Annotated in this window: 20 protein-coding genes; 11 read left to right on the top strand and 9 right to left on the bottom strand. The window is 64.8% G+C overall.

Annotation, left to right across the window (positions count from 1 at the left end; translation table 11 throughout):
* The first annotated feature begins 4 nt into the window (after nucleotides 1-4).
* From C100_RS39095 to C100_RS39070, 6 genes are read left to right on the top strand one after another with little or no spacing between them, the layout of a single operon-like run.
* Nucleotides 5-1,630, top strand: coding sequence for a tetratricopeptide repeat protein (locus C100_RS39095; protein ID WP_024020554.1), 1,626 nt, complete (start codon nucleotides 5-7; stop codon nucleotides 1,628-1,630).
* On the top strand, nucleotides 1,617-2,498 hold the full coding sequence (locus C100_RS39090) for a 4-(cytidine 5'-diphospho)-2-C-methyl-D-erythritol kinase (RefSeq protein ID WP_024020553.1): 882 nt from the start codon (nucleotides 1,617-1,619) through the stop codon (nucleotides 2,496-2,498). Before C100_RS39095 ends, C100_RS39090 begins: the two co-directional genes overlap by 14 nt.
* Nucleotides 2,495-3,211 carry an N-formylglutamate amidohydrolase gene (locus C100_RS39085; protein WP_024020552.1) on the top strand — a complete coding sequence of 239 codons (717 nt, stop codon included), beginning with the start codon at nucleotides 2,495-2,497 and terminating at the stop codon, nucleotides 3,209-3,211. The genes C100_RS39090 and C100_RS39085 overlap by 4 nt, the downstream gene beginning before the upstream one ends.
* Entirely contained in the window at nucleotides 3,208-3,585 is a 378-nt protein-coding gene (locus tag C100_RS39080; protein ID WP_031309766.1) for a hypothetical protein, read from the top strand. The genes C100_RS39085 and C100_RS39080 overlap by 4 nt, the downstream gene beginning before the upstream one ends.
* Nucleotides 3,582-4,973, top strand: coding sequence for a bifunctional ADP-dependent NAD(P)H-hydrate dehydratase/NAD(P)H-hydrate epimerase (locus tag C100_RS39075; RefSeq protein ID WP_024020550.1), 1,392 nt, complete (start codon nucleotides 3,582-3,584; stop codon nucleotides 4,971-4,973). The genes C100_RS39080 and C100_RS39075 overlap by 4 nt, the downstream gene beginning before the upstream one ends.
* Nucleotides 4,970-6,187 (top strand): class I SAM-dependent RNA methyltransferase, encoded by a 1,218-nt coding sequence (locus tag C100_RS39070; protein WP_024020549.1) that lies wholly within the window; start codon nucleotides 4,970-4,972, stop codon nucleotides 6,185-6,187. The genes C100_RS39075 and C100_RS39070 overlap by 4 nt, the downstream gene beginning before the upstream one ends.
* A 70-nt stretch (nucleotides 6,188-6,257) precedes the next feature.
* Here C100_RS39070 and C100_RS39065 read toward each other — a convergent pair whose 3' ends face one another.
* The 3 genes from C100_RS39065 to C100_RS39055 all read right to left on the bottom strand — a co-directional run bounded on the left by C100_RS39065 (nucleotide 6,258) and on the right by C100_RS39055 (nucleotide 10,120).
* Nucleotides 6,258-7,460 (bottom strand): type III PLP-dependent enzyme, encoded by a 1,203-nt coding sequence (locus C100_RS39065; RefSeq protein WP_024020548.1) that lies wholly within the window; start codon nucleotides 7,458-7,460, stop codon nucleotides 6,258-6,260.
* Nucleotides 7,461-7,609: 149 nt separating this feature from the next.
* Complete coding sequence (locus C100_RS39060) at nucleotides 7,610-8,782, bottom strand: carboxynorspermidine decarboxylase (protein WP_024020547.1); 1,173 nt, start codon at nucleotides 8,780-8,782, stop codon at nucleotides 7,610-7,612.
* 120 nt (nucleotides 8,783-8,902) lie between these two features.
* Nucleotides 8,903-10,120 carry a saccharopine dehydrogenase family protein gene (locus C100_RS39055; protein WP_031309765.1) on the bottom strand — a complete coding sequence of 406 codons (1,218 nt, stop codon included), beginning with the start codon at nucleotides 10,118-10,120 and terminating at the stop codon, nucleotides 8,903-8,905.
* Nucleotides 10,121-10,316: 196 nt separating this feature from the next.
* On the opposite strand from C100_RS39055, the gene C100_RS39050 reads away from it, so the two are divergent.
* Nucleotides 10,317-10,874 carry a fasciclin domain-containing protein gene (locus tag C100_RS39050; RefSeq protein ID WP_024020545.1) on the top strand — a complete coding sequence of 186 codons (558 nt, stop codon included), beginning with the start codon at nucleotides 10,317-10,319 and terminating at the stop codon, nucleotides 10,872-10,874.
* A 62-nt stretch (nucleotides 10,875-10,936) separates the two neighbouring features.
* Here the strand turns inward: C100_RS39050 and C100_RS39045 are convergent, their stop codons facing one another.
* Both C100_RS39045 and C100_RS39040 read right to left on the bottom strand, forming a co-directional pair.
* A complete protein-coding gene (locus C100_RS39045; RefSeq protein WP_024020544.1) occupies nucleotides 10,937-12,520 on the bottom strand; it encodes a cisplatin damage response ATP-dependent DNA ligase in 1,584 nt (527 codons plus the stop codon).
* On the bottom strand, nucleotides 12,520-13,512 hold the full coding sequence (locus C100_RS39040; protein ID WP_024020543.1) for a ligase-associated DNA damage response exonuclease: 993 nt from the start codon (nucleotides 13,510-13,512) through the stop codon (nucleotides 12,520-12,522). The genes C100_RS39045 and C100_RS39040 overlap by 1 nt, the downstream gene beginning before the upstream one ends.
* 140 nt (nucleotides 13,513-13,652) lie before the next feature.
* Between C100_RS39040 and C100_RS39035 the strand changes: the two genes are divergently transcribed.
* On the top strand, nucleotides 13,653-14,885 hold the full coding sequence (locus tag C100_RS39035) for a DUF3419 family protein (protein ID WP_031309763.1): 1,233 nt from the start codon (nucleotides 13,653-13,655) through the stop codon (nucleotides 14,883-14,885).
* A 32-nt stretch (nucleotides 14,886-14,917) separates the two neighbouring features.
* Nucleotides 14,918-15,550 (top strand): class I SAM-dependent methyltransferase, encoded by a 633-nt coding sequence (locus C100_RS39030; RefSeq protein WP_031309761.1) that lies wholly within the window; start codon nucleotides 14,918-14,920, stop codon nucleotides 15,548-15,550.
* A 93-nt stretch (nucleotides 15,551-15,643) separates the two neighbouring features.
* Here C100_RS39030 and C100_RS39025 read toward each other — a convergent pair whose 3' ends face one another.
* The 4 genes from C100_RS39025 to C100_RS39010 all read right to left on the bottom strand — a co-directional run bounded on the left by C100_RS39025 (nucleotide 15,644) and on the right by C100_RS39010 (nucleotide 19,432).
* Nucleotides 15,644-16,453, bottom strand: a complete 810-nt coding sequence (locus C100_RS39025; protein WP_024020540.1) for a class I SAM-dependent methyltransferase — start codon at nucleotides 16,451-16,453, stop codon at nucleotides 15,644-15,646.
* Nucleotides 16,454-16,700: 247 nt separating this feature from the next.
* A complete protein-coding gene (hemA, locus tag C100_RS39020; RefSeq protein ID WP_024020539.1) occupies nucleotides 16,701-17,927 on the bottom strand; it encodes a 5-aminolevulinate synthase in 1,227 nt (408 codons plus the stop codon).
* 184 nt (nucleotides 17,928-18,111) lie between these two features.
* Nucleotides 18,112-18,915: a glutamate racemase gene (gene murI / locus C100_RS39015; protein ID WP_024020538.1), complete on the bottom strand. Its 804-nt coding sequence runs from the start codon at nucleotides 18,913-18,915 to the stop codon at nucleotides 18,112-18,114.
* A gap of 58 nt (nucleotides 18,916-18,973) precedes the next feature.
* Nucleotides 18,974-19,432 carry a hypothetical protein gene (locus tag C100_RS39010; RefSeq protein ID WP_024020537.1) on the bottom strand — a complete coding sequence of 153 codons (459 nt, stop codon included), beginning with the start codon at nucleotides 19,430-19,432 and terminating at the stop codon, nucleotides 18,974-18,976.
* A 139-nt stretch (nucleotides 19,433-19,571) separates the two neighbouring features.
* Between C100_RS39010 and plsY the strand changes: the two genes are divergently transcribed.
* Nucleotides 19,572-20,186 carry a glycerol-3-phosphate 1-O-acyltransferase PlsY gene (gene plsY, locus C100_RS39005; protein ID WP_031309759.1) on the top strand — a complete coding sequence of 205 codons (615 nt, stop codon included), beginning with the start codon at nucleotides 19,572-19,574 and terminating at the stop codon, nucleotides 20,184-20,186.
* On the top strand, nucleotides 20,183-20,798 hold a 616-nt coding region (locus C100_RS39000), incomplete at its 3' end, for a DNA-processing protein DprA (RefSeq protein ID WP_024020535.1). The genes plsY and C100_RS39000, both read left to right, overlap by 4 nt.

Genomic DNA, 20,798 nt, shown 5'->3' with positions numbered 1-20,798 from the left:
CCTGATGCTGACATGCCCGGCGGTGGCCGGGGCGTCGGTCGACCCCGACAGCGCGCTTCACGCCTATGCGCGGGCGCGGCTGGCGGACGGGGACGGCGCGTTGCAGACCGCCGTGGCCAGCTACCGCGCGGCCATGGCGCTGGACCCCGACAGCATCGCGATTGCGCGCCGTTCCTATGCGCAGGCAATCGAAAGCGGCGACCAGGCGCTGGCCATGCGCGCCGCCGCCATTTTGGACGCCCAGGCGATCCTGCCGCGGGATGGAACGTTGCTGCGCATCGCCGACGCGCTGGAGCGCAAGGATTGGGGCGGTGCGCGGAGCCTGACCGGCAAGATGGTCGAGGAAGGGAATTTTGCCTTCCTCGCGCCCATTCTCAACAGCTGGATTGCTTGGGGCGAGGGTAGCGATGCGACGCCCGAAGTCGGGGACAAGACGCCCTTTGCCGATCTGGCGCGCCGCTATCTGGACGAGCATGTCGCGTTGCAGGCCATTGCGAAAGGCGATTTGGCGACCGCGGCGCCGGCGATCGGACGGGCGCTCGCCCTGCGCGGCGGCAGTGACGGCGCGGCGTTGCGGCTCAGCTTCGCCAGCCAGTTGACGGCGCGCGGCTTCAAGGATGAGGCGCTGACCCTGCTGCCGGATGGGGTGGCGAATTTCGCAACGGCGCGCACCGATATTCTGCGCGGCAAATATGACAAGGGGCGGCGCGCCCTGCTGACGCCGGCCCAGGGCTATGCCCGTCTGCTCTCGCGTCTTGCCGCCGACATCGCGTCGGACGATGCGGGCGTGCCGCTCGGTATGCGGCTGGCGCGCATAGCGACCTTCGCTGACCCGCGCAGCCCGGAGGGGCATATCGTCGCCGCGCGGTTGCTGACCGCCGCCGGCCATCCGGCATTTGGCATGGCGGAAGCGGCGAAAGTGCCGGCTGATGGCTGGTATGGCGTGCTGGCCCAGGTCGAGATGGTGAATGCCCGGGCGGAGGCAGGCGACCGGAGCGGCGCGATCGCCTTGGCGCGGACCTTGGCGGAGGCGCCCGGCGCCGAGCCAGCGCGGCAGGTGCAACTGGGCCGGATATTGGCCGATGCCCAGGATTTTGCCGGCGCGGCGGCGGCGTTTCAGGCCGCGCAGGCGGCCTATACGCCTGACACAGTCCCCTGGTCGCTGCTGCTGTTCGAAGGCAGCGCGCTTGAACAGGGCCAACGCTGGGACGAGGCGCGAGCCGTGCTGGAGCGGGCTGCGAAGCTGGCGCCCAACGAGCCGGTGATCCTCAACTATCTGGGCTATGCGCAGATCGAACGGCGCCAGAATGTCGAGGCCGCGCTGGCGCTGCTCCAGCGAGCGAGTGCGCTCAAGCCGCAGGATGCGTCCATCACCGATTCGCTGGGATGGGCGCAATATGTCACCGGCGACGTGCGCGCGGCGGTGCCGGTCCTGGAACGGGCGGCCGCGGGCGCACCCGACGATCCGACCATCAACGAACATCTGGGCGACGCGCTCTGGAGCGCGGGGCGGCGCTATGAAGCGCGCTACGCCTGGAACGCGGCGGCCGTCTTTGCCGAAGGCGATGTCGCGGCGCGGCTCGCCGCGAAGAGCAGGGAAGGATTGAAGCCCGAATATGCCGCACCCTGATGTGGAGGCGGAGGCCGAAACGCTGGCCGAAACCGCTTATGCCAAGGTCAATGTCGCGCTGCATGTGCGGAGGCGGCGGGATGACGGCTATCATGCGCTGGAAAGCCTGTTCGCCTTCGCCGAGGATGGCGATCGGATCGCTGGCGAAGCGACCGACGATGGCGCGATCGACCTGATAATCGACGGACCATTTGGCGCTGCATTGGACGCCGGGCCGGACAATCTGGTCCTGCGTGCCGCGCGCGGCCTGCAAGCCTATCTGGGAGAACAGCGCGGCGCGGCGATCCGCCTGACCAAGGCCCTGCCGGTGGCGTCCGGCATTGGCGGTGGTTCGGCCGACGCGGCGGCGACCCTGCGATTGCTGGTGCGGTTGTGGGACGTGCGGATCGATGCAGGCGAACTGGCGGCGTTGGCGCTGGACCTTGGTTCTGATGTGCCGGCCTGTGTCGGGAGCGTGACCCAGCTAGTCATGGGGCGTGGCGAGACACTGGCGCGGCATCCTGTCGCGGGGCTGGAGGGATTGCCGATGCTGCTGGTCAATCCGGGCGTCGCGGTGTCGACGGCGCGCGTCTTTTCGGCATGGGATGGGCTGGACCGGGGGGCGCTGGTCGCGGACAGCCTCGACAGCTTGACTCGCTATGGGCGCAATGACCTGGAGGGGGCCGCGATCGCGATCGCGCCGGTGGTCGCCGAAGTGCTGGATGCGCTGAAAGAGCGCGAAGCGCTGCTACTGGCGCGCATGTCGGGATCGGGCGCGACTTGCTTTGCGTTGTTCGAGACGGCGGCGGCGAGGGCCGTTGCCGCGCGGTCGGTCAAGGCGGAGCGACCCGACTGGTGGATCATGGAAACACGGATCAGGCGCGCATGAACGAAGTATTTACCCAGATTGACGGCGGTGCGCTGAACCTGCTTATCGTGGCGGACCATGCGTCCGCTTATGTGCCCGCCGACATCGATCTGGGCATCGAGCCGGCACTGTTGAAGGATCATGTCGCCATCGACATCGGCGTGGCGGAGGTGAGCGCGTTGCTCGCGGCGCAACTGGGCTGCACGGCCATATTGGGCGGCGTGTCCCGGCTGGTGATCGACCTCAACCGGGAAGAGGATGCGCCTGGCCTGCTACCGGTGATGAGCGATGGCCACGCCATCCCCGGCAATCGCGGCGCGGACCTGAACGATCGGCTGATGCGCTTCCATCACCCCTATCATCATCAGGTCGCGGCGCTGCTGGACGGCATGGCATTGCCGTTCATCCTGTCGGTCCATAGTTTCACGCCGACCCTGGCGAGCGATCCGGGACAGGCGCGGCCGTGGGACATCGGCATCCTGTATAATGAGGATGATCGCGCCGCGCGGATCGCCATTCCGATGCTGGAAGCCGCGGGACTGAATGTTGGCGACCAGCTTCCCTATTCGGGGCGATTGCTGAACGCGACGATGAACCGCCATGGCGAAGCGAATGGCGTCCCCTATCTGGGCATCGAGATGCGTCAGGACCAGGTTGCCGACAGGGTCGGCCAGAAACGCTTCGCCGACATCATCGGACCGATCGTGCTGGAATGCCGGAACCGACTGGCATGAGGGCGTGGCCGGTCGCGCTGGCGGTGTTGCCGATGCTGGCCGGATGCGGTGGCGGCGGGGCGGAGCAGAGTGATGAGGCCATCACGGCGTCCGACAACGCGTCGCGCCACGATGGCAAGGCGGAGTGCCGGACAGGCGGCGCGCGGGCCTGGGCGCGCGAATGCCAGGTGGAACGGGACGGCGACATGGTGACGATCCGGCATCCCGACGGCGGCTTTCGTCGTTTTCGCGTGCTGACCGACGGGCGCGGACTGGCGGAGGCGGATGGCGCCGAGCCGGTGAAGCTCAGCATTGTGGGCAAGCAGATGATCGAGGTTGTCGTGGGTGATGACCGTTATTATCTGCCCGCGCGGATCGCCGGTCAGCGGCAGTGATAGGCGGGGCGATCCTGACGGCGGCGCAGATGCGCGCGGCCGAGCAGGCGGCTTTCGATGCGGGCGTCGAAGGCTATGCGCTGATGGAGCGCGCGGGCGCGGCGGCGGCAGAGATCATCTGGCGCGCGGGGCATCGCCGCGATGCGCTGGTGCTGTGCGGGCCGGGCAATAATGGCGGCGACGGTTTCGTCATCGCCCGGTTGTTGCGGGCCAAGGGTGTGGCGGTGCGCGTGGCGGCGCTGGGCGAAAGCCGCACCCCGTCCAGCATCCGGGCGCGAGCGGCCTGGGCCGGCGCGGTCGAGGATATGATGACGGCGGCGCCGGCGACGCAGTTGGTCGATGCGCTGTTCGGCACCGGCCTTACGCGCGGACTGGACACGGACGTTGCGGAACGGCTTGGCGCCCTGACCCAAGCGGCGATGATCGCCCATGCCATCGACTTGCCCAGCGGCGTTGAAACCGATGGCGGCGGCCTGTTGTCGGCGGTGCCGCAATTCGGCACCTGCATCGCGCTGGGCGCTTATAAGCCGGCGCATCTTCTATATCCGGCGGCCGGGCATATGGGACGGCTGGTGCTGGCTGACATCGGCATTGCCGTGCCGAGCGCGGTCCATCGATTGGCCGCCCCGGATCTGAACGCGCCGGGGGCGGACGCGCATAAATATAGTCGCGGGCTGGTGGCGGTGGTGGGCGGCGGGATGCCGGGGGCGAGCCTGCTCGCGAGCGCGGCCGCCGCGCATTCTGGGGCCGGATCGGTGCGCCGTTTCGCCGCCGACCTGCCGCTCGCCGGACCACATGCGATCATCAACCGGCAGGTCGATGAGCCCGGCGCGTTGGCTGGGCATCTGGACGATCCACGGATCGGCGTCGTGCTGGCGGGTCCGGGGCTGGGGCTGGACGCGGATGGACGGGCGCGGCGGGCGGCGGCGCTGGACGCAAGTCATCCGCTGGTGCTGGATGCCGATGCGTTGACGCTGCTGGGCGAGGATGGCGCGCGCGCTATTCCCGCCGGCGCGATCCTGACCCCGCATGAGGGCGAGTTTCTCCGCCTGTTCGGCGACCTCCCCGGCAGCAAGATCGAACGGGCGCTGGCGGCCGCGCGCTCATCGGGAGCGATCCTGGTCTATAAAGGCGCGGACAGCGTCATCGCCGCGCCGGACGGCCGCGCCGCCGTGGCGAGCGGGGCGACGCCCTGGCTCTCAACCGCGGGAACGGGCGATGTGCTTGCCGGGCTGGCGGCGGGGCGGCTGGCGGTGACGGGCGATCCCTTTCGCGCGGCGTGCGAGGCGGTGTGGCTCCATGGCGATGCGGCGCGACGGGCCGGGGCGGCCTTTGTCGCGGATGATTTGCTTGATACGCTGCCAGCCGCTATCGCCGCGCGATTGTGACCAAAAGCGACAACGAACCCGACACTAACAGCATCATCCGCATCGCCGCCAAGGGCGACGGCGTCACGGGCGATGGCCGCCATTTCCCCCTGACCGCGCCGGGCGACTGGATCGATGCCGATGGAGCTGTCCATTTCGGTGTCCATCATAACACGCCGCCCTGCGCTCACTTCCCGGCTTGTGGCGGGTGTCAGCTCCAGCATCTGGACGATGCGAGCTACACCGATTTCGTGATCGGGCGGGTCACCGGGGCGCTGGCGGGGCAGGGGGTAAGCCCCGGCCTGGTCCTGCCGCCCCATATTTCCCCGCCGATGACGCGGCGGCGCGCTTCGCTGCGGGCCGCGCGGGCCGGCAAGCGCATCACCGTCGGTTTCGCCGAAGAGGGCAGTCACAAGCTGATCGACCTTCAGATGTGCGCGGTGCTCGATCCCCGGCTGTTCGCCTTGCTGGCCCCGTTGCGCGAACTGCTGAGCCTGATCCTGCCGGACAAGCGGGCGGCGCATGTGCGCATGTCGCTGATCGACCAGGGCGTCGATCTGTTGCTGGAAGGGGTGCAGGTCGAGGGGTTGGCGGCCGACGAGGGGCTGGGGGATTTCGCGCGGGCGCACGGCCTTGCGCGCCTGACCATTGACACGGGCGACGGGCCGCAGACGCGGTGGGAGCCTGAAGCGGCGACGATCAGCTTCGGCGGCGTGCCGGTGGGCTTTCCACCCTTCTCCTTCCTGCAGGCGACCCCGGATGGCGAAGCGGCGCTGGTCGGCGCGGTGCGCGCTTCACTGCCGGATAGCGGCCCGATGGCCGATCTCTTCTGTGGCCTTGGCACGTTCGCGCTGGCGCTGGGAGAAGCCCGCCCGGTCTATGCCGCCGAAGCGGCGCGCGATGTGGTCCTGAACCTGAAACTCGCCGCGGGGCGGGCGCAGCGACGGGTGGCGGCCGATCATCGCGATCTGTTTCGCCGGCCGCTCACGCCCAACGAATTGAACCGCTTCGCCGCCGTCCTGCTCGATCCGCCGCGCGCGGGCGCGCGTGAACAGGTGTTGCAACTGGCCGCGTCAACCGTGCCGCTGATCGCCTATATTTCCTGCAATCCCGCCAGTTTCGCGCGCGATGCGGCGCATCTGGTCGCGGCTGGATATAGGCTGGAAAGCGTGAAGCCGGTGGGCCAGTTTCGCTGGTCGACCCATGTCGAACTGGTCGGCATCTTCCGCCGATAAAATTTGTCCCTCGCTGCAGGGGGACGCAGCGAGGGACAGGCATCCTCTCCAAGGGGAAACCGGAGTCGGTTTAGCCCAGCTTGATGACGTTCGCGCGACGGCGCTGCGGCACGGCCACGGTGTAGAGACTGGCCATCGGCTCATCCTCCACCTCGATGGTCGATTCCGACGTGAAGCCGTTGAAGCCGGTCCGCATGGCCGCGCCATAGGCGCCCAGCATCCCGATTTCGATATAGTCCCCGGCCTTCACGTCCCCAGGGAGCATGAAGGGGCCGACCATATGGTCCATGTCGTCGCAGGTCGGGCCATAGAAGGAGAAACCCTCCATCGCTTCCATGCTGACATCGTCACGGAGCAGTTCGACCGGGAAGCGCCAACCGATGTGCGCAGCATCGAACAGCGCGCCATAGGCGCCGTCGTTGATGTAAAGCTCATTGCCGCGGCGGCGTTCGACGCGCACGACGACCGAGCTATATTCGGCCGACAGCGCCCGACCGGGTTCGCACCACAATTCCGACGAATAGCTGACCGGCAGGCTTTCGAATCCGCGATGGATCGCGTCGAAATAATGTTCGAGCGCGACCGGCTGCATCCCCGGATAGACCGAGGGGAAGCCGCCGCCGACGTCGATGATGTCCACCGTGACGGCGGCATCGACGATCGCGGCGCGAACACGTTCGATCGCGTCGCTATAGGCCTGCGGGCTCATCGCCTGGCTGCCGACATGGAAACAGATGCCCAGCGCATCGGCCGCCTGGCGAGTGGCCATCAGCAGTTCGCGGGTCTCGCCCAGTTCCGCGCCGAATTTGGACGCGAGGCTGAGTTCGGAATGTTCGGACGACACGCGCAGGCGGACGCACAACTCCAGATCGGTCGCGTCGTTGGTGGCGCGCATGATCTTTTCCAACTCGTCGATCGTGTCGAGCGAGAAGGTGCGCACGCCGTGGATGTGATAGGCTTCCGCTATCGCTTCCTCGGCCTTCACCGGGTGCATGAAGCAAAGCTTCGCCTGGCCTTCGGCGTCGGCGAGCGCTTCGGTCACCAGACGCACTTCCGCGATCGAGGCCACGTCGAAATGCGTGATGCCCGATGCGAACAGCGTGCGGATCAGATCGGGAGACGGGTTCGCCTTGACCGCATAGAGCGATCGACCCGGAAACTTCTCAGCGAAGAATCGGGCGGCCCGGACCGCGGCCTGGGGACGAATCAGCGTTACCGGTGCTGCCGGTTTGAGGGTGGTCGCTACCCCCAGCGCGCTAAGATGCTTGTGCAATTCAAGGGACCTCCAGTGTAGTTCGTGGGTAAAAAAGCTGCCTTGCGGTGGAAGTCCCATGGGGCAGCGGACGGCCGATATATGCGGAGGGGTCCCCCCTGTAAAGCGCAGATGAAAATTTTGTTGCGCACTGCGCTACGAAACGTGCGTCAGGAAAGACGAGCCTTGAAATCCTGATAGGAAAAGGACCGAATTTCCGTGAGTTCGTCCGTTTCGCTGTGCCACAGCCAGATAGACGGGAGGGGCACCCCGTTAAAGGTGTTGGTCTTCACCATCGAATAATGGGCCTGATCCAGGAAGGCGATGCGCGCGCCCGGCTCTGCGCCACCGGGGATTCGATAGTCGCCGATGATGTCGCCAGCGAGGCAGGACGGACCACCGAGTCGGGTGACCGGACCTTCGCTTTGTTCATGCAGCATCGCGGGGCGATAGGGCGCTTCGATGACATCGGGCATGTGGCAGGTGGCGCTGATGTCGGTGATGGCGACGGCCATGCCATTGTCGATGATGTCGAGTATTTCGCCGATGAGGATGCCGGCGTCGAGGGCCATGGCTTCGCCCGGCTCGATATAAAGTTCAAGGCCGGTCTGCGCCTTGATCCGCTGGAGAAAGGCAATGAGGTCTTCGACCTGATAGTCGGCGCGCGTCACATGATGGCCGCCGCCGAAGTTCAGCCATTTCAGGCTGCCGACATGCGGCATCACGCGCGATTCGATCGCCGCCCAGGTGCGCTGGAGCGGAAGGAAATCCTGCTCGCACAGATTGTGCATGTGGAGGCCATCGACGCCGTCGAGATGTTCGGGGCGAAGCTGGTCGACCGGGAAGCCCAGGCGGCTGTGCGGTTGCGACGGATCATATTTGGGCACTTCGCCCTCCGCATGGAGGGGGTTGAGGCGCAGGCCAATGTCGAAAACGCGCCCGTCCGCGCGCGCAGCATCGATCACCGGTTTGAGGCGTGCGATCTGGCCGGGGCTGTTGAAGATGACATGGTCGGAGATTTTGAGAATCTCCGCCAGGTCGTCGGGCTTGTAGGCGGCGCAATAAGTGGCGACTTCGCCCCGATATTCCTCGCGGCCCAGACGCGCCTCGTAAATGCCCGAGGCGCAGACGCCGTCGAGATATTCGCCCAGCACCGGGCCGAGCGACCACATGGAGAAGGCCTTGAGCGCGCCCAGCACCTTGATGCCGGCGCGATCGCCAATGTCGCGCAGGACCGCCAGATTGCGCCGCACCGCCGCCTCATCCACCACGAAGGCGGGCGAGGGGACGCGGTACAGGTCGAAGCGCGCAAAGGCGCCGGGATCACCGGCTTTGGTTTCCATGATATCTTACTCCGTAACACCAGCCCGCAAATATCCGTCATTGCGAACACAGCGAAGCAATCCAAGGGGAGCGCCACTGGATTGCTTCGCTGCGTTCGCAATGACGAGATTATGTCGTGGTCAGAACGCCAGCGGTGCGTCCAGTTCCTTTACCTGCCAGGGCAGGCCATGCTGGTTGAGCATGTCCATGAAGGGATCGGGATCGAACTGTTCCATGTTGAACACCCCGCCCTCGCCATCCGCGCCCTTCCAGGCGCCGGTCAGCAGCATGGTGGCGCCGATCATCGCTGGCACGCCGGTCGTGTAGCTGACTGCCTGGTTGCCGGTTTCGGCATAGGCGTCCTCATGGTCGCAGATCTGATAGACATAGACGGTCTTGGTCTGGCCGTCCTTTTCACCGGTAGCGATGTCGCCGATATTGGTCTTGCCCTTGGTGGTGGAACCCAGGCTGGAAGGTTCGGGCAGCACGGCTTTGAGGAACTGGAGCGGGATGATCTCCTGACCATTATAGATGACCGGGTCGATCCGGGTCATGCCGACATTCTGGAGCACCTCCAGATGCTTGAGATAGGCATCGCCGAAGGTCATCCAGAAGCGGATGCGCTTGATCTCCGGATAGAATTTGGCGAGGCTTTCCAGCTCCTCATGATACATGAGATACATGTTCTTTTCGCCCACCTGGTCGAAGTCGAACGCCTGCTTATGGCTGAGCGCCGGACCTTCCACCCATTCGCCATTCGCCCAGTGGCGCGACGGCGCGGTCACTTCGCGGATGTTGATTTCGGGATTGAAGTTGGTCGCGAAATGCTGGCCATGGTCGCCGCCATTGCAGTCGAGAATGTCGAGCGTGTCGATCCGGTCGAGCAGATGCTTCTTGATATAGGAGGCGAAGACGCTGGTGACGCCGGGGTCGAAGCCCGAGCCGAGCAGCGCCGTGACGCCAGCTTCCTTGAAGCGCTCATGCAGGTTCCACTGCCAGCTATATTCGAACTTGGCGGTGTCGCGCGGTTCGTAATTGGCCGTGTCCAGATAGTCGGTCTTCGTGCGGAGGCAGGCCTCCATGATGTTTAGATCTTGATAGGGTAGGGCCAGGTTGACGACCAGCCTGGGCTGCACCTGTTCGATCAGGGCGACGGTGGCGTCGATGTCATCGGCATCGACCTGCGCCACGTCGATGGTGACGCCGGTGCGGGCCTTCACCGATTCGGCGACCTTTTCACAACTGACAAGTCGGCGGCTGGCGAGGGTGATGTGGCTGAAAATGTCGGTATTCATCGCCATCTTGTGAACCGCGACAGAGCCGACGCCGCCCGCGCCGATCACCAGAACCTTGCTCAATTGCTTCTCCATAGCTCAACCGCGCGACCCCGCGCGAAAGCGCCCATATAGGGGCTGGCCGTGACAGCGCAAAGTCAGATGCGCGCGATGTCTTCGCGACCCTGTCTTTTGGGGCAGGCACGCATCCCCCAGGCACTTCGCGCGTAGGGACGGCATCCCCGCGAAACGGGACAAAAGCAATGAGGAAGGAAGCTCCATGAAAGTGTCTTCTCTGTCACTCGCCCTGACCGGGGCGCTACTCACCGTGAGCGGCGGCGCTATGGCCCAATCCGCGCAAAACCCCATGGTTGGCGGCGCCGCCATGTATCCGACCAAGGATATCGTGGACAACGCCGTCAATTCGAAAGATCACACCACGCTGGTCGCTGCGGTCAAGGCCGCGGGACTGGTCGACACGCTCAAGGGGCCGGGGCCGTTCACCGTATTCGCTCCGACGAATGATGCTTTCGCCAAGCTGCCGGCGGGAACGGTCGATACATTGCTGAAGCCCGAGAATAAGGCGGCGCTGGCTGGCATACTTACCTATCATGTCGTGCCGGGCAAGCTGAGCGCGGCCGACCTGATCGCGCAGGCCAAGGCCAGCGGCGGCAAGGCGACGCTGACCACCGTTCAGGGCGAACCGCTGACGGCCTGGGTGGATGGGTCGTCCGTCTATCTTCAGGATGCCAAGGGCGGCAAGTCGAAGGTTATGATCGCCGACGTCAACCAGTCGAACGGCGTGATCCATGTCATCGACACGGTTCTGATGCCCTGACCGGCGTTCGCTGATGTGGAGGAAACGGCCGGCCGCCAGACAGGCCGGTCGTTTCTTTCGTGTCAGACGACCAGCTTCTTCAACCCATCAACCGTGTCCGCCTCATGCGCCGGCTTGTCCTTGCGGATGCGGGCGATGCGGGGAAAGCGCATGGCGAGGCCGGATTTGTGACGCTTGCTGTCGTGGATGGAATCGAATGCGACTTCCAGCACCAGCGACTTTTCGACCTCGCGCACGGGACCGAAGCGATTGACCGTATTCTGGCGGACGAAGCGGTCGAGCCATTTCAGTTCCTCGTCGGTGAAGCCCGAATAGGCCTTTCCCACCGGCAGCAGTTCGCCGTCCGCCGTCCAGCAACCGAAGGTGTAATCCGAATAGAAGGATGAACGTTTGCCGTGGCCTCGCTGGGCATACATCATCACGCAGTCGGCGGTCAGGGGATCGCGTTTCCATTTATACCAGAGCGCGGCCTTTCGCCCGGCGACATAGGGGCTATCGCGGCGCTTGAGCATGACCCCTTCGATCGCGGCATCGCGGGCGCCGGCGCGGATGTCGGCGAGCGCCTCGAAATCGGGGGCGTCAATAATGGCGGATAGGTCGAAGCGGTCGGGCTCCAGATTGGGCATGAACGCCTCCAGCCGGGCGCGGCGATCGGTCCAGGGGAGGGCGCGCAGATCGTCGTCGCCTTCGATCAGCAGGTCGTAGAGGCGGACGAAGGCGGGATAATCATCCATCATCCGCGCGGTCACGGCCTTGCGCCCCAGCCGCTGTTGCAGCGCGTTGAAGCTGGCGGCTTCCCCGCCCTGAAACGCACCCCTCACCAACAATTCGCCGTCGAGCACGGCGTGCCCGGTGAAGGCCTGTGCGACTTCCGGGAAGCTGCCCGATATATCGTCGCCCGCGCGGCTGTAGAGGCGCGTTTCCGCGCCGGTGCCGACGATCTGGATGCGGATGCCGTCCCATTTCCATTCAGCGGCATAGTCGGTCAGATCGACGCTGTCGGCTTCGAGCGGGTGGGCCAGCATGAAGGGACGGAAATAGGGCGTGCCTTCCGGATCGGGCCGGCCGCTGCGTCCTTCGGCCCAGTCGAACAGGGCGGCGTAAGGCGGCGAAAGGGCGTGCCAGACCTGTTCCACATCATCGACATCGAGGCCGAACCCTTGCGCAAAGCCGGTTTTGGCGAGGCGGGCGGAGATGCCGACGCGCAGGCCGCCGGTGGCGAGCTTCAACAGGGCGAAGCGGCCCGACGCGTCGAGATGGTCCATCATCTGCGCGAGGGCATCGGGCGCGGCCGCGCGGCTGACCGCGTGGAGACGGTCGACCACGGCCGACAGGCTGAGCGAGCCGTCGTCCACTTCCGGCGGCTGATCCTCGCGCTTGGGCCACAGCAGCGCCACGGTTTCGGCAAGGTCGCCGACATAATCCCGGCTCATTTCGTAGAGGACCGGATCGGTGCGGGCGCGGATCATCTCGCCGATGGCCGATGCTTTGACAGCCTTGAGGTCAAGATTGCCTGTGAGCGCCGCCAGCGCCCAGCCGCGATCCGGGTCCGGCGCTTCGCGCATATAGGCCGCGATCAGGGCCAGTTTGCCGTTGCGCGAACGGGTGTAGACGAGGCCGTCGAGCAATTGGGAGAAGGCGCGCATCAGCCCTCATCCTCGTCTTCGCGCCCTATCAGAGCAAGGGCGCGGGCGCGGATCTGGTGAGTCATGCACCAGTGGAGCAGCGCTTCCTCGCGGCCATGGGTGATCCAGGTTTCGGTCGGCGCGACTTCGCGGATGGTGTCGGTCAGTTCGTCCCAGTCCGCATGGTCGGAAATGACCAGCGGCAGTTCGACGTTTTTCTGCCGCGCCCGCTGGCGCACCCGCATCCAGCCGGACGCCATTGCGGTGATGGGATCGGGCAGGCGGCGGCTCCAGCGATCGTTGAGCGCCGATGGCGGCGCGACGACGATATGGCCGCGCATGTCCTTGGCCGGGACGCCGGTGGCTGGGCGCAACTCGCCCAGATCGACGCCGAAATCGGCGTAGAGCGCGCACATGCGTTCCAGGGCACCATGGATATAGATGGGATCATGATGGCCGCGCCCGCGCAATTCGCAGATGACACGCTGCGCCTTGCCCAGCGCATAGGCGCCCACCAGCACGCAGCGGTCGGGATGGGCGTGGAGCGCGCCCAGCAACCGGTCCATCTCGCTTCCGGTGTCGGGATGACGAAAGACGGGGAGGCCGAACGTCGCCTCCGTCACGAAAATATCGCAGGGCATCGGTTCGAAGGGCAGGCAGGTCGGGTCGGGGCGGCGCTTATAGTCGCCGGTGACGACCACCCGTTCGCCGGCATGTTCAAGCAGGATCTGCGCGGACCCGAGCACATGCCCTGCCGGCGCATAGCGGATGGTGACGCCGCCCATGCGAACCTCCTCCCCATAGCCGACCGCCGTGCCGCTCGCCGTGCCGTAGCGCAGGGCCATGATCGCCAGCGTTTCGCGTGTCGCCCAGACATGGTCGTGGCCGCCACGCGCATGATCGGCATGGCCGTGCGTGACGAGCGCGCGCGCCTGGGGCATCGACGGATCGATCCATGCATCGGCGGGACGGATATAGATGCCGGTGGGATGAGGTTCGATCCAATGCGCCATAGACGCAGAAGATGGGAAGAGGCGTCCCGGTTCCGCAAGGGCCTGCATCGGGAGTCATCGTCACGTAACGCATGCGTCACGCAGGCGACACGCCATTGCCCTATCGCGCGCGGATCGAACGCGCAGCGGGAGTCGCGAATATGGCTGTGTCAGCCCAGAAGAATATCGCCAAGGCCGTCCATCGCCATCGTCACCTGTCGAAGCAGGGATTGCTCGAACGGGCTTTTACTTTCGCCTTTCGTGGTCTTGTTTATGCCCAGATATGGGAAGATCCGGCGGTCGATATGGAAGCGCTGGCGATCACGCCCGACAGCCATGTGGTGACGATCGCTTCCGGCGGTTGTAATGTGTTGTCCTACCTTACTGCCGATCCCGCGAAGATTACCGCGGTTGATCTCAACACCGCGCATATCGCGCTTAACAAGCTGAAGCTGATGGCGGCGCAGAAACTGCCCGACCATGCGGCTTTCCACCGTTTCTTCGCGCAGGCCGACAACAAGGCCAATATCGCGGCCTATCGCAGCCTGGTCGCGCCGCATCTGGACGAAGCGACACGCAGCTATTGGGAAGGGCGTGACCTGATCGGCCGGCGCCGCATTGGCGGTTTCGCGCGCGGCATCTACAAACATGGGCTGCTGGGCCGCTTCATCGGCGCGGCGCACCTGCTGGCCCGGCTGCATGGCGTCAATCCCAAGCGGATGCTGGATGCGCAGAGCCGCGAGGAGCAGCTGGAGATTTTCGAGCGCGAACTGGCGCCGATCTTCGACAAAGGGTTCGTGCGCTGGTTGACCAGCCAGCCCGCTTCGCTCTTTGGCCTTGGCATCCCGCCTGCCCAGTTTGAGGCGCTGGCCGGCGACGAGCGGATGGACACGGTGCTCAAGGCGCGGCTCAAGAAGCTGGCCTGCGACTTTGACCTGAAGGACAATTATTTCGCGGTGCAGGCGTTCGGGCGCGGCTACGCCGCCAAGGACGGCGAGGCCGAAGGGCCGTTGCCGCCCTATCTCCAGGCCGCGAACCATGATGCGGTGCGCGCGCGGGCGAGCCGCGTCGATGTGCGGCACGTCAATTTCACGGACTTCCTTGCCAGCCAGCCGGCGGCGTCCTGCGACCGCTACATCCTGCTCGATGCGCAGGACTGGATGAACGACGACCAGCTCAATGCGCTCTGGGCGCAGATCACGCAGACGGCCAAGCCCGGCGCGCGCGTGTTGTTCCGCACCGCCGGCGAACCCAGCATCCTTCCCGGCCGTGTTACCGATGACGTGCTCGGCCGCTGGGATTATCGCGCGGCGGTGTCGAAGGACTATACCGTCCGCGACCGATCGGCCATTTATGGCGGCGTCCATCTCTATGTGCTGAAGGGCGACGCGTGAACGAGCAAGTCAGCGCTGACCATAAGGGGTTGATGGACGGCGTCTATCGCTACCAGCGGCATATCTACGACCTTACCCGCAAATATTATCTGCTGGGGCGCGACGGACTGATCGCCGATCTTGCGCCCCCTGCGGGCGGTGCTGTGCTGGAAATCGGATGCGGCACGGGGCGCAACCTGATCGCGGTGGGAAAGGCCTGGCCCAAGGCGATGCTCTATGGCGTCGATATTTCCGAGGCCATGCTGGAGACGGCGCGGGCATCGGTGGCGAAGATGGGCATGAGCGAGCGGGTGATGCTGGCACAGGGCGATGCTTGTGCTTTCGATCCGCAGGCGATTTTCGGTCGCGCGACCTTTGACCGGGTGTTCATCAGCTATGCCCTGTCGATGATTCCCGACTGGGAGGCGGCGCTGGCCCAGGCGGCGCGCTGCGTCGCGCCGGGCGGCCGGCTGGAAATTGTCGATTTCGGGCAGCAGGAAGGTTGGCCGGCTTTGTGGAAGCGAGCGCTTTTCGGTTGGCTTGCGCGGTTTCATGTAGCGCCGCGGGGCGCCTTGCCCCAAGCCGTTGCGACCGTCGCCGAAACTATAGGGGCCGAGGTTCGTAGCCTGACCCTTTATCGCGGCTACGCCGTCCGCGCTGCGCTGGTGCTGCCTTCATCGGCGTGACGCCGGCGACGCGTCACTTTTGACGTTTCAGGCATATTCGCCGCACGGTGGGGATGCGCCACGCTCATCGCGCGGCGCATCTCTCAATCGCAATTAATGCGGTTTGCGCATCACGAAGCAGGGTTGCAGGTATGTTTCGGAATAATTTTGCGCAAAATTGACGAAGTCCAACGCCTTCCAATGCTGCTTTGCATAGGCCGGCGGGATGATGGCTTCGCCGAAGGTTTCTGCGGCCAGACCCCCGCCGCCATGAACCGGGTAAAAGATAAATTCGCCCGCATCATAGCGCTCCAGGGCGCTTTCCTTGTGGGTGATGGCGCGGGCATAGGTTTCGAAATGAGCCGATTGGGCGTCTTCATTGCCGGCAATTTCGATGTGGGCGCGCGGGCGCGTCGTCAGGCAAACAATCCCGCCCGGTTTAAGGATGCGCGCGAATTCCGAAATCCAGGCGTCGGCGACATCCTGCGGCAAATGCGAAAAGACGGAAAATGCGTATATGAGGTCGAAGCTGTTGTCAGCGGCGGCGATCGGCGGGCGCGCGTTGCTGAGAGTGTAGTTGCAACCTGGCACATGCTCCCGGGCGATCGACAGGAACCGTTCCTCCACATCGAAACCATAGAGATTCTGCGGCGGCAGATCCTTTTGCCAGAAGCGGAGAATGCGGCTCCAGGCGCAGCCGAAGTCCATTACCTTCGTATTTGCATCGATTCCGTTATTGGCCTCGAGCATCCTCCGCGTGAATTGCCAGAACATGAAAGCGTCGCGCAGGATGGGTAACCCGGCCCGGCCGACCGTGCTGGTTTGAAGCGATTCGGGCGGTAGCGGAAAGAGAGGCGTGCCACTCTCGGTGCCTGCAATCTTGGCGAACCAATCTTCGTCCGACAAGTGGCTGTATTGCGTCATGATTCTGCTCCGTTCGGTTTCCGAATAATAGGTTGAATAACCAAGGCTTGCCGCATGTCAAACCTTAGAAGCACTATCATTCGGGTTCTTGGAGAAGAGATCATGAGCCAGGAGTGAGGGCGCAATATTGCCGCAACATGGTCGGACCCTCTTCGGCTTCACCTTGAATCATTGAACAGTGTGAGCGACGGGTGAAGAACCAAGCGCGATGGTCGACAAGGCGACTCAACAGCCGTTTCTTCAATATTTATGCCGCCTGGCGCTCGTTCAATTCCAGTTCCAGCCGGTCCCAAATCTCGACCAGAGCCTTGACCAGATCGCGCATCATATCTTCGTTATGCGCCGGCCCCGGCGTGAAACGCAGGCGTTCCGTGCCGCGGGGGACAGTGGGGTAATTGATCGGCTGCACATAGGCGCCATATTCGGCGAGCAATATGTCGCTGATCCGCTTGGCCTTGACCGGATCACCGACCATCAGGGGCACGATATGGGTGACCGAGGGCATGACCGGCAGGCCGGCCTCCGCCATCAATGCCTTGAGCTTCGCGGCCGATGCCTGTTGGCCTTCGCGTTCCTCGCTCGAGCCCTTCAGGTGCCGCACGCTGGCCAGCACGCCGGCGACCAGCACCGGCGACAGCGAGGTGGTGAAGATGAAGCCGGGCGCATAGCTGCGGATCACATCGACGATCATCTGGTCGGCCGCGATATAGCCGCCCATCACGCCGAACGCCTTGCCCAATGTGCCTTCGATAATTGTGACGCGATCGGCGACCTCGTCCCGTTCCGAAATGCCGCCGCCGCGCGCGCCATACATGCCCACGGCATGGACCTCGTCCAGATAGGTGAGCGCATTATATTCGTCGGCCAAATCGCAGATTTCCGCGATCGGGGCGATGTCCCCGTCCATCGAATAGACGCTTTCGAAGGCGATCAGCTTGGGTGCGTCGGGGTCTTCGGCGGCGAGCAGTTCGCGCAGATGATCGACGTCATTGTGGCGAAAAACGCGCTTTTCGCAGCCCGAATTACGGATGCCCGCGATCATCGAAGCGTGGTTCAGCTCATCGGAAAAGATGATGCAGCCCGGCAGCAGCTTGGCGAGGGTGGAAAGGGTCGCTTCGTTGGAGACATAGCCCGACGTAAAGAGCAGCGCCCCTTCCTTGTCGTGCAGGTCGGCCAGTTCCCGTTCCAGATCGATATGATAATGGGTGTTGCCGCCGATATTGCGCGTGCCGCCAGAGCCGGCGCCGACATCGTGAAGCGCTTCCTCCATGGCGGCGACCACCTTGGGATGCTGACCCATGGCGAGATAGTCGTTCGAGCACCACACGGTGATCGGCTTGGGTCCGTTATGGCCGTGGAAACAGCGAGCGTTAGGGTAGGCCCCCCGATTGCGCAGGATGTCGATGAACACCCGATACCGGCCTTCTTCATGGAGCCGGTCGATCGCCTGCGAAAAGATATGCTTGTAGTTCACTACGCCTGTCTTCCCATATGCTCGCGCGCTGTTTCTGTTTTGGACGCGCCCATCCTCTGCCTCATGAGGCCGCATTTACCTGCGTGGTTCCCCCATTACCAGCGATAACCGCTCGCAACTTTAGGGAGAAATACCTATCAGACTGATCGACGCGATTGGCCATTGGACAAATGGCCCATGGCTTTCAAAGCGCGTCGACCTGCATCAGGCCATAGCCGGCGAGCGCCGGGCGCAGCGCCTCCACCTGATCGTCGAGGCGCGTGAAAACCGCGGCGCCGGGCGAAGTTGCGTCAGGCCAAAGCTGGCCCTGGGTGAGGAAAAGGATGCGCCGGGCAATGCCAGCGCCGCCATGAACGAAACCGATCGGGCGTCCGGCTGCGGCGGCAAGTTCCTGTTCTACCAGCGGAAAGTGAGTGCAGGCGAGGACGACCATATCCATCCGGTCGCCATGGGGCTGATCCGTGAGACCGCGCAGGGCATCTTGCGCAATCCGTGGATCGAGCGGCTCGCCCCGCAGCTTCGCCTCAGCCAGTTGCACCAGCGCCGCCGACCCGTGGCGCAGCATGATGCAGTCCGCGCCATGTTCGGCGGCGAGCCGATCGACATAGGGCTGACGCACCGTCGCATCGGTGCCGAGCACGCCGAAGACCCGGCTTTTCGACAGCAGGGCGGCGGGTTTTATCGCCGGGACGGTGCCGACGACCGGGATGTCGAGCGCGGCGCGCACATGGGACAGGGCGATGGTGGAGGCAGTGTTGCAGGCGATCACCGCCAGGCGCGGGCGGTAGCGCTCGACCAGCCGGCCAAGCAGGGCGGGTACGCGCGCGGCGATTTCCGCCTCGCTCTTGGTGCCATAGGGGAAGCCGGCGCTGTCGGCGGCATAGATGATCGGGGCGGTGGGCAGGGCCGCGCGCGCCGGCGCGAGAATGGATAATCCCCCTACGCCGGAATCGAAAAGGAGGATGGGGGCATCTGGCGCGACCGTCATGGCCGCTGTGTCGCGGGACGGGGCGGGGCTGTCAACGGCCGATCAATGCCCGATCCCGTCAGTTCGCCTTTGTCGGCAATTCGCCGAGCAACGCGCGCAGCGCCGCGATGTTGGCTTCATAGTCCGCCTTGTCGGCCGGGTTGGCGGACATGCGCAGCAATTCCAGGTCGCCGCGCAATTGGTCGATGCGAGTGACGGCCATGTCGTGCTTCACCTTGTCGATCTTGTCCTTGAGCAAGGCGATTTCCTTGAAAGGCTTTACCTCCTGCGCATCGGGCTGTCGTTCGACCAGCACATCGACCGCGTCGAGCAACTTGCCCAGTTGCCGGCCATAGCTTTCCACCGCCACGATCGCTTGCTCTGTCTGCGGCGCGCTCGAATTATTGTCGTTGATGATGACATTGCCGAACGACCAGCCATTATTGAACGACTGCATCAATTTCTGCGGCGCCAGAGCCAATGTTGTCCAGGACTGGACAAAATTTTCGAGCGGATTGAAGAATGAACTGTCAGTCATGGCTACTCCAGCCATTTGAACAAGCTGATTTGCGAGCCTAACGCGGCGACAGGGCAAATCAAGCGCGAAGCCGAAGCTTGGGCATTGCTCCGTGCGCCCGTCACGCTATGGTCGCGATCCCATCCTATTGGCGAATTTCATGACCCCTCCCTGGCTGTTTCCCGCTTTCGTCCTGCTTCTGGGCTATCTGCTCGGTTCCATCCCATTTGGCCTGTTGCTGACGCGCATCAGCGGCGCCGGCGACCTGCGCCAGATCGGATCGGGCAATATCGGCGCGACCAACGTGCTGCGCACCGGGCGCAAGGGGCTGGCGGCGGCGACCTTGCTGCTGGATCTGGCCAAGGGCGCGGCGGCGGTGTTGATCGGTGCGTGGCTGGTCGATGGCGGTGGGCCGATGGCGGGGGCGATGGCCTTTATCGGCCATTGCTATCCGGTCTGGCTGCGCTTTGCCGGGGGCAAGGGCGTGGCGACGATGATGGGCGTCGTAACCGCGCTCTACTGGCCCGCCGGGATTGTCTTTGCGGTCATGTGGCTGGGCATGTTGTTCGGCACCCGCTGGTCGTCGGTGGGCGGCATGTCGGCCGGGATCAGCGCGCCGGTCGCGATGTGGGCGTTCGGGCGGCTTGACCTGGTTCCGGTGAGCCTGGCGCTGGCGCTGATCCTGTTGTGGCGGCACCGGACCAATATCGCGCGGCTGGCGAAGGGCGAGGAACCCAAGGTCGGGACGAAGAAGGGCGAGCCCGCCTCCTCATGAGCGACCAGGAGCGGTTCGAACGGCTGCGGCTCATCCGCTCCCCCCGGATCGGCCCGGTCAGCTATCGGCAATTGCTCGCGCGCTTCGGCACGGCGGGCGAAGCGTTGCGGGCGATACCGGAAATGGCCGCGCGAGGCGGCGGACGGGCGAGCGTCGCCGATGCCGGCGCGGTGGAGCGGGAGATCGCGGCCACCAGGGCGCTGGGCGCCCGCTATCTGCTGATGGGCGATGCCGACTATCCCGCCTTGCTGGGTCATATGGAAGGCGCGCCGCCCGCGCTCATCATGCGGGGCGACATTGGCCTGGCTTCGCGGCCCTGCGTAGCGATGGTGGGTGCGCGCAATGCGTCGGCTGCCGCTTGCCGCTTCGCCCGCACCCTGGCGCAGGAACTGGGGCAGCGCGGCGCGGTCGTGGTGTCGGGCCTGGCGCGCGGGATCGATACGGAGGCGCATCGCGGATCGCTCGAAAGCGGGACGATCGGCGTCATCGCGAGCGGCATCGACATCGCCTTTCCCCCTGAAAATGCAGCCTTGCAGGAACAATTGGCGCAGGGGGCGCTGCTGGCCACCGAACATCCGCCCGGCACCCCCCCGCTGGCCCGTCATTTCCCGG

The organism is Sphingobium sp. C100 (genome assembly GCF_000508185.1).
GTDB lineage: Bacteria > Pseudomonadota > Alphaproteobacteria > Sphingomonadales > Sphingomonadaceae > Sphingobium.
The sequence above is the reverse complement of the archived record's forward strand: the minus strand, read 5'-3'. Positions and strand labels throughout refer to the sequence as shown.

Bases quoted from the DNA above. Each gene is read 5' to 3' on its own strand.
- C100_RS39095 (WP_024020554.1), top strand. From the start codon at position 5: ATGCTGACATGCCCGGCGGTGGCCGGGGCGTCGGTCGACCCCGACAGC.
- C100_RS39090 (WP_024020553.1), top strand. From the start codon at position 1,617: ATGCCGCACCCTGATGTGGAGGCGGAGGCCGAAACGCTGGCCGAAACC.
- C100_RS39085 (WP_024020552.1), top strand. From the start codon at position 2,495: ATGAACGAAGTATTTACCCAGATTGACGGCGGTGCGCTGAACCTGCTT.
- C100_RS39080 (WP_031309766.1), top strand. From the start codon at position 3,208: ATGAGGGCGTGGCCGGTCGCGCTGGCGGTGTTGCCGATGCTGGCCGGA.
- C100_RS39060 (WP_024020547.1), bottom strand. From the start codon at position 8,782: ATGGAAACCAAAGCCGGTGATCCCGGCGCCTTTGCGCGCTTCGACCTG.
- C100_RS39050 (WP_024020545.1), top strand. From the start codon at position 10,317: ATGAAAGTGTCTTCTCTGTCACTCGCCCTGACCGGGGCGCTACTCACC.
- C100_RS39045 (WP_024020544.1), bottom strand. From the start codon at position 12,520: ATGCGCGCCTTCTCCCAATTGCTCGACGGCCTCGTCTACACCCGTTCG.
- C100_RS39040 (WP_024020543.1), bottom strand. From the start codon at position 13,512: ATGGCGCATTGGATCGAACCTCATCCCACCGGCATCTATATCCGTCCC.
- C100_RS39035 (WP_031309763.1), top strand. From the start codon at position 13,653: ATGGCTGTGTCAGCCCAGAAGAATATCGCCAAGGCCGTCCATCGCCAT.
- C100_RS39030 (WP_031309761.1), top strand. From the start codon at position 14,918: ATGGACGGCGTCTATCGCTACCAGCGGCATATCTACGACCTTACCCGC.
- C100_RS39025 (WP_024020540.1), bottom strand. From the start codon at position 16,453: ATGACGCAATACAGCCACTTGTCGGACGAAGATTGGTTCGCCAAGATT.
- murI (WP_024020538.1), bottom strand. From the start codon at position 18,915: ATGACGGTCGCGCCAGATGCCCCCATCCTCCTTTTCGATTCCGGCGTA.
- C100_RS39010 (WP_024020537.1), bottom strand. From the start codon at position 19,432: ATGACTGACAGTTCATTCTTCAATCCGCTCGAAAATTTTGTCCAGTCC.
- plsY (WP_031309759.1), top strand. From the start codon at position 19,572: ATGACCCCTCCCTGGCTGTTTCCCGCTTTCGTCCTGCTTCTGGGCTAT.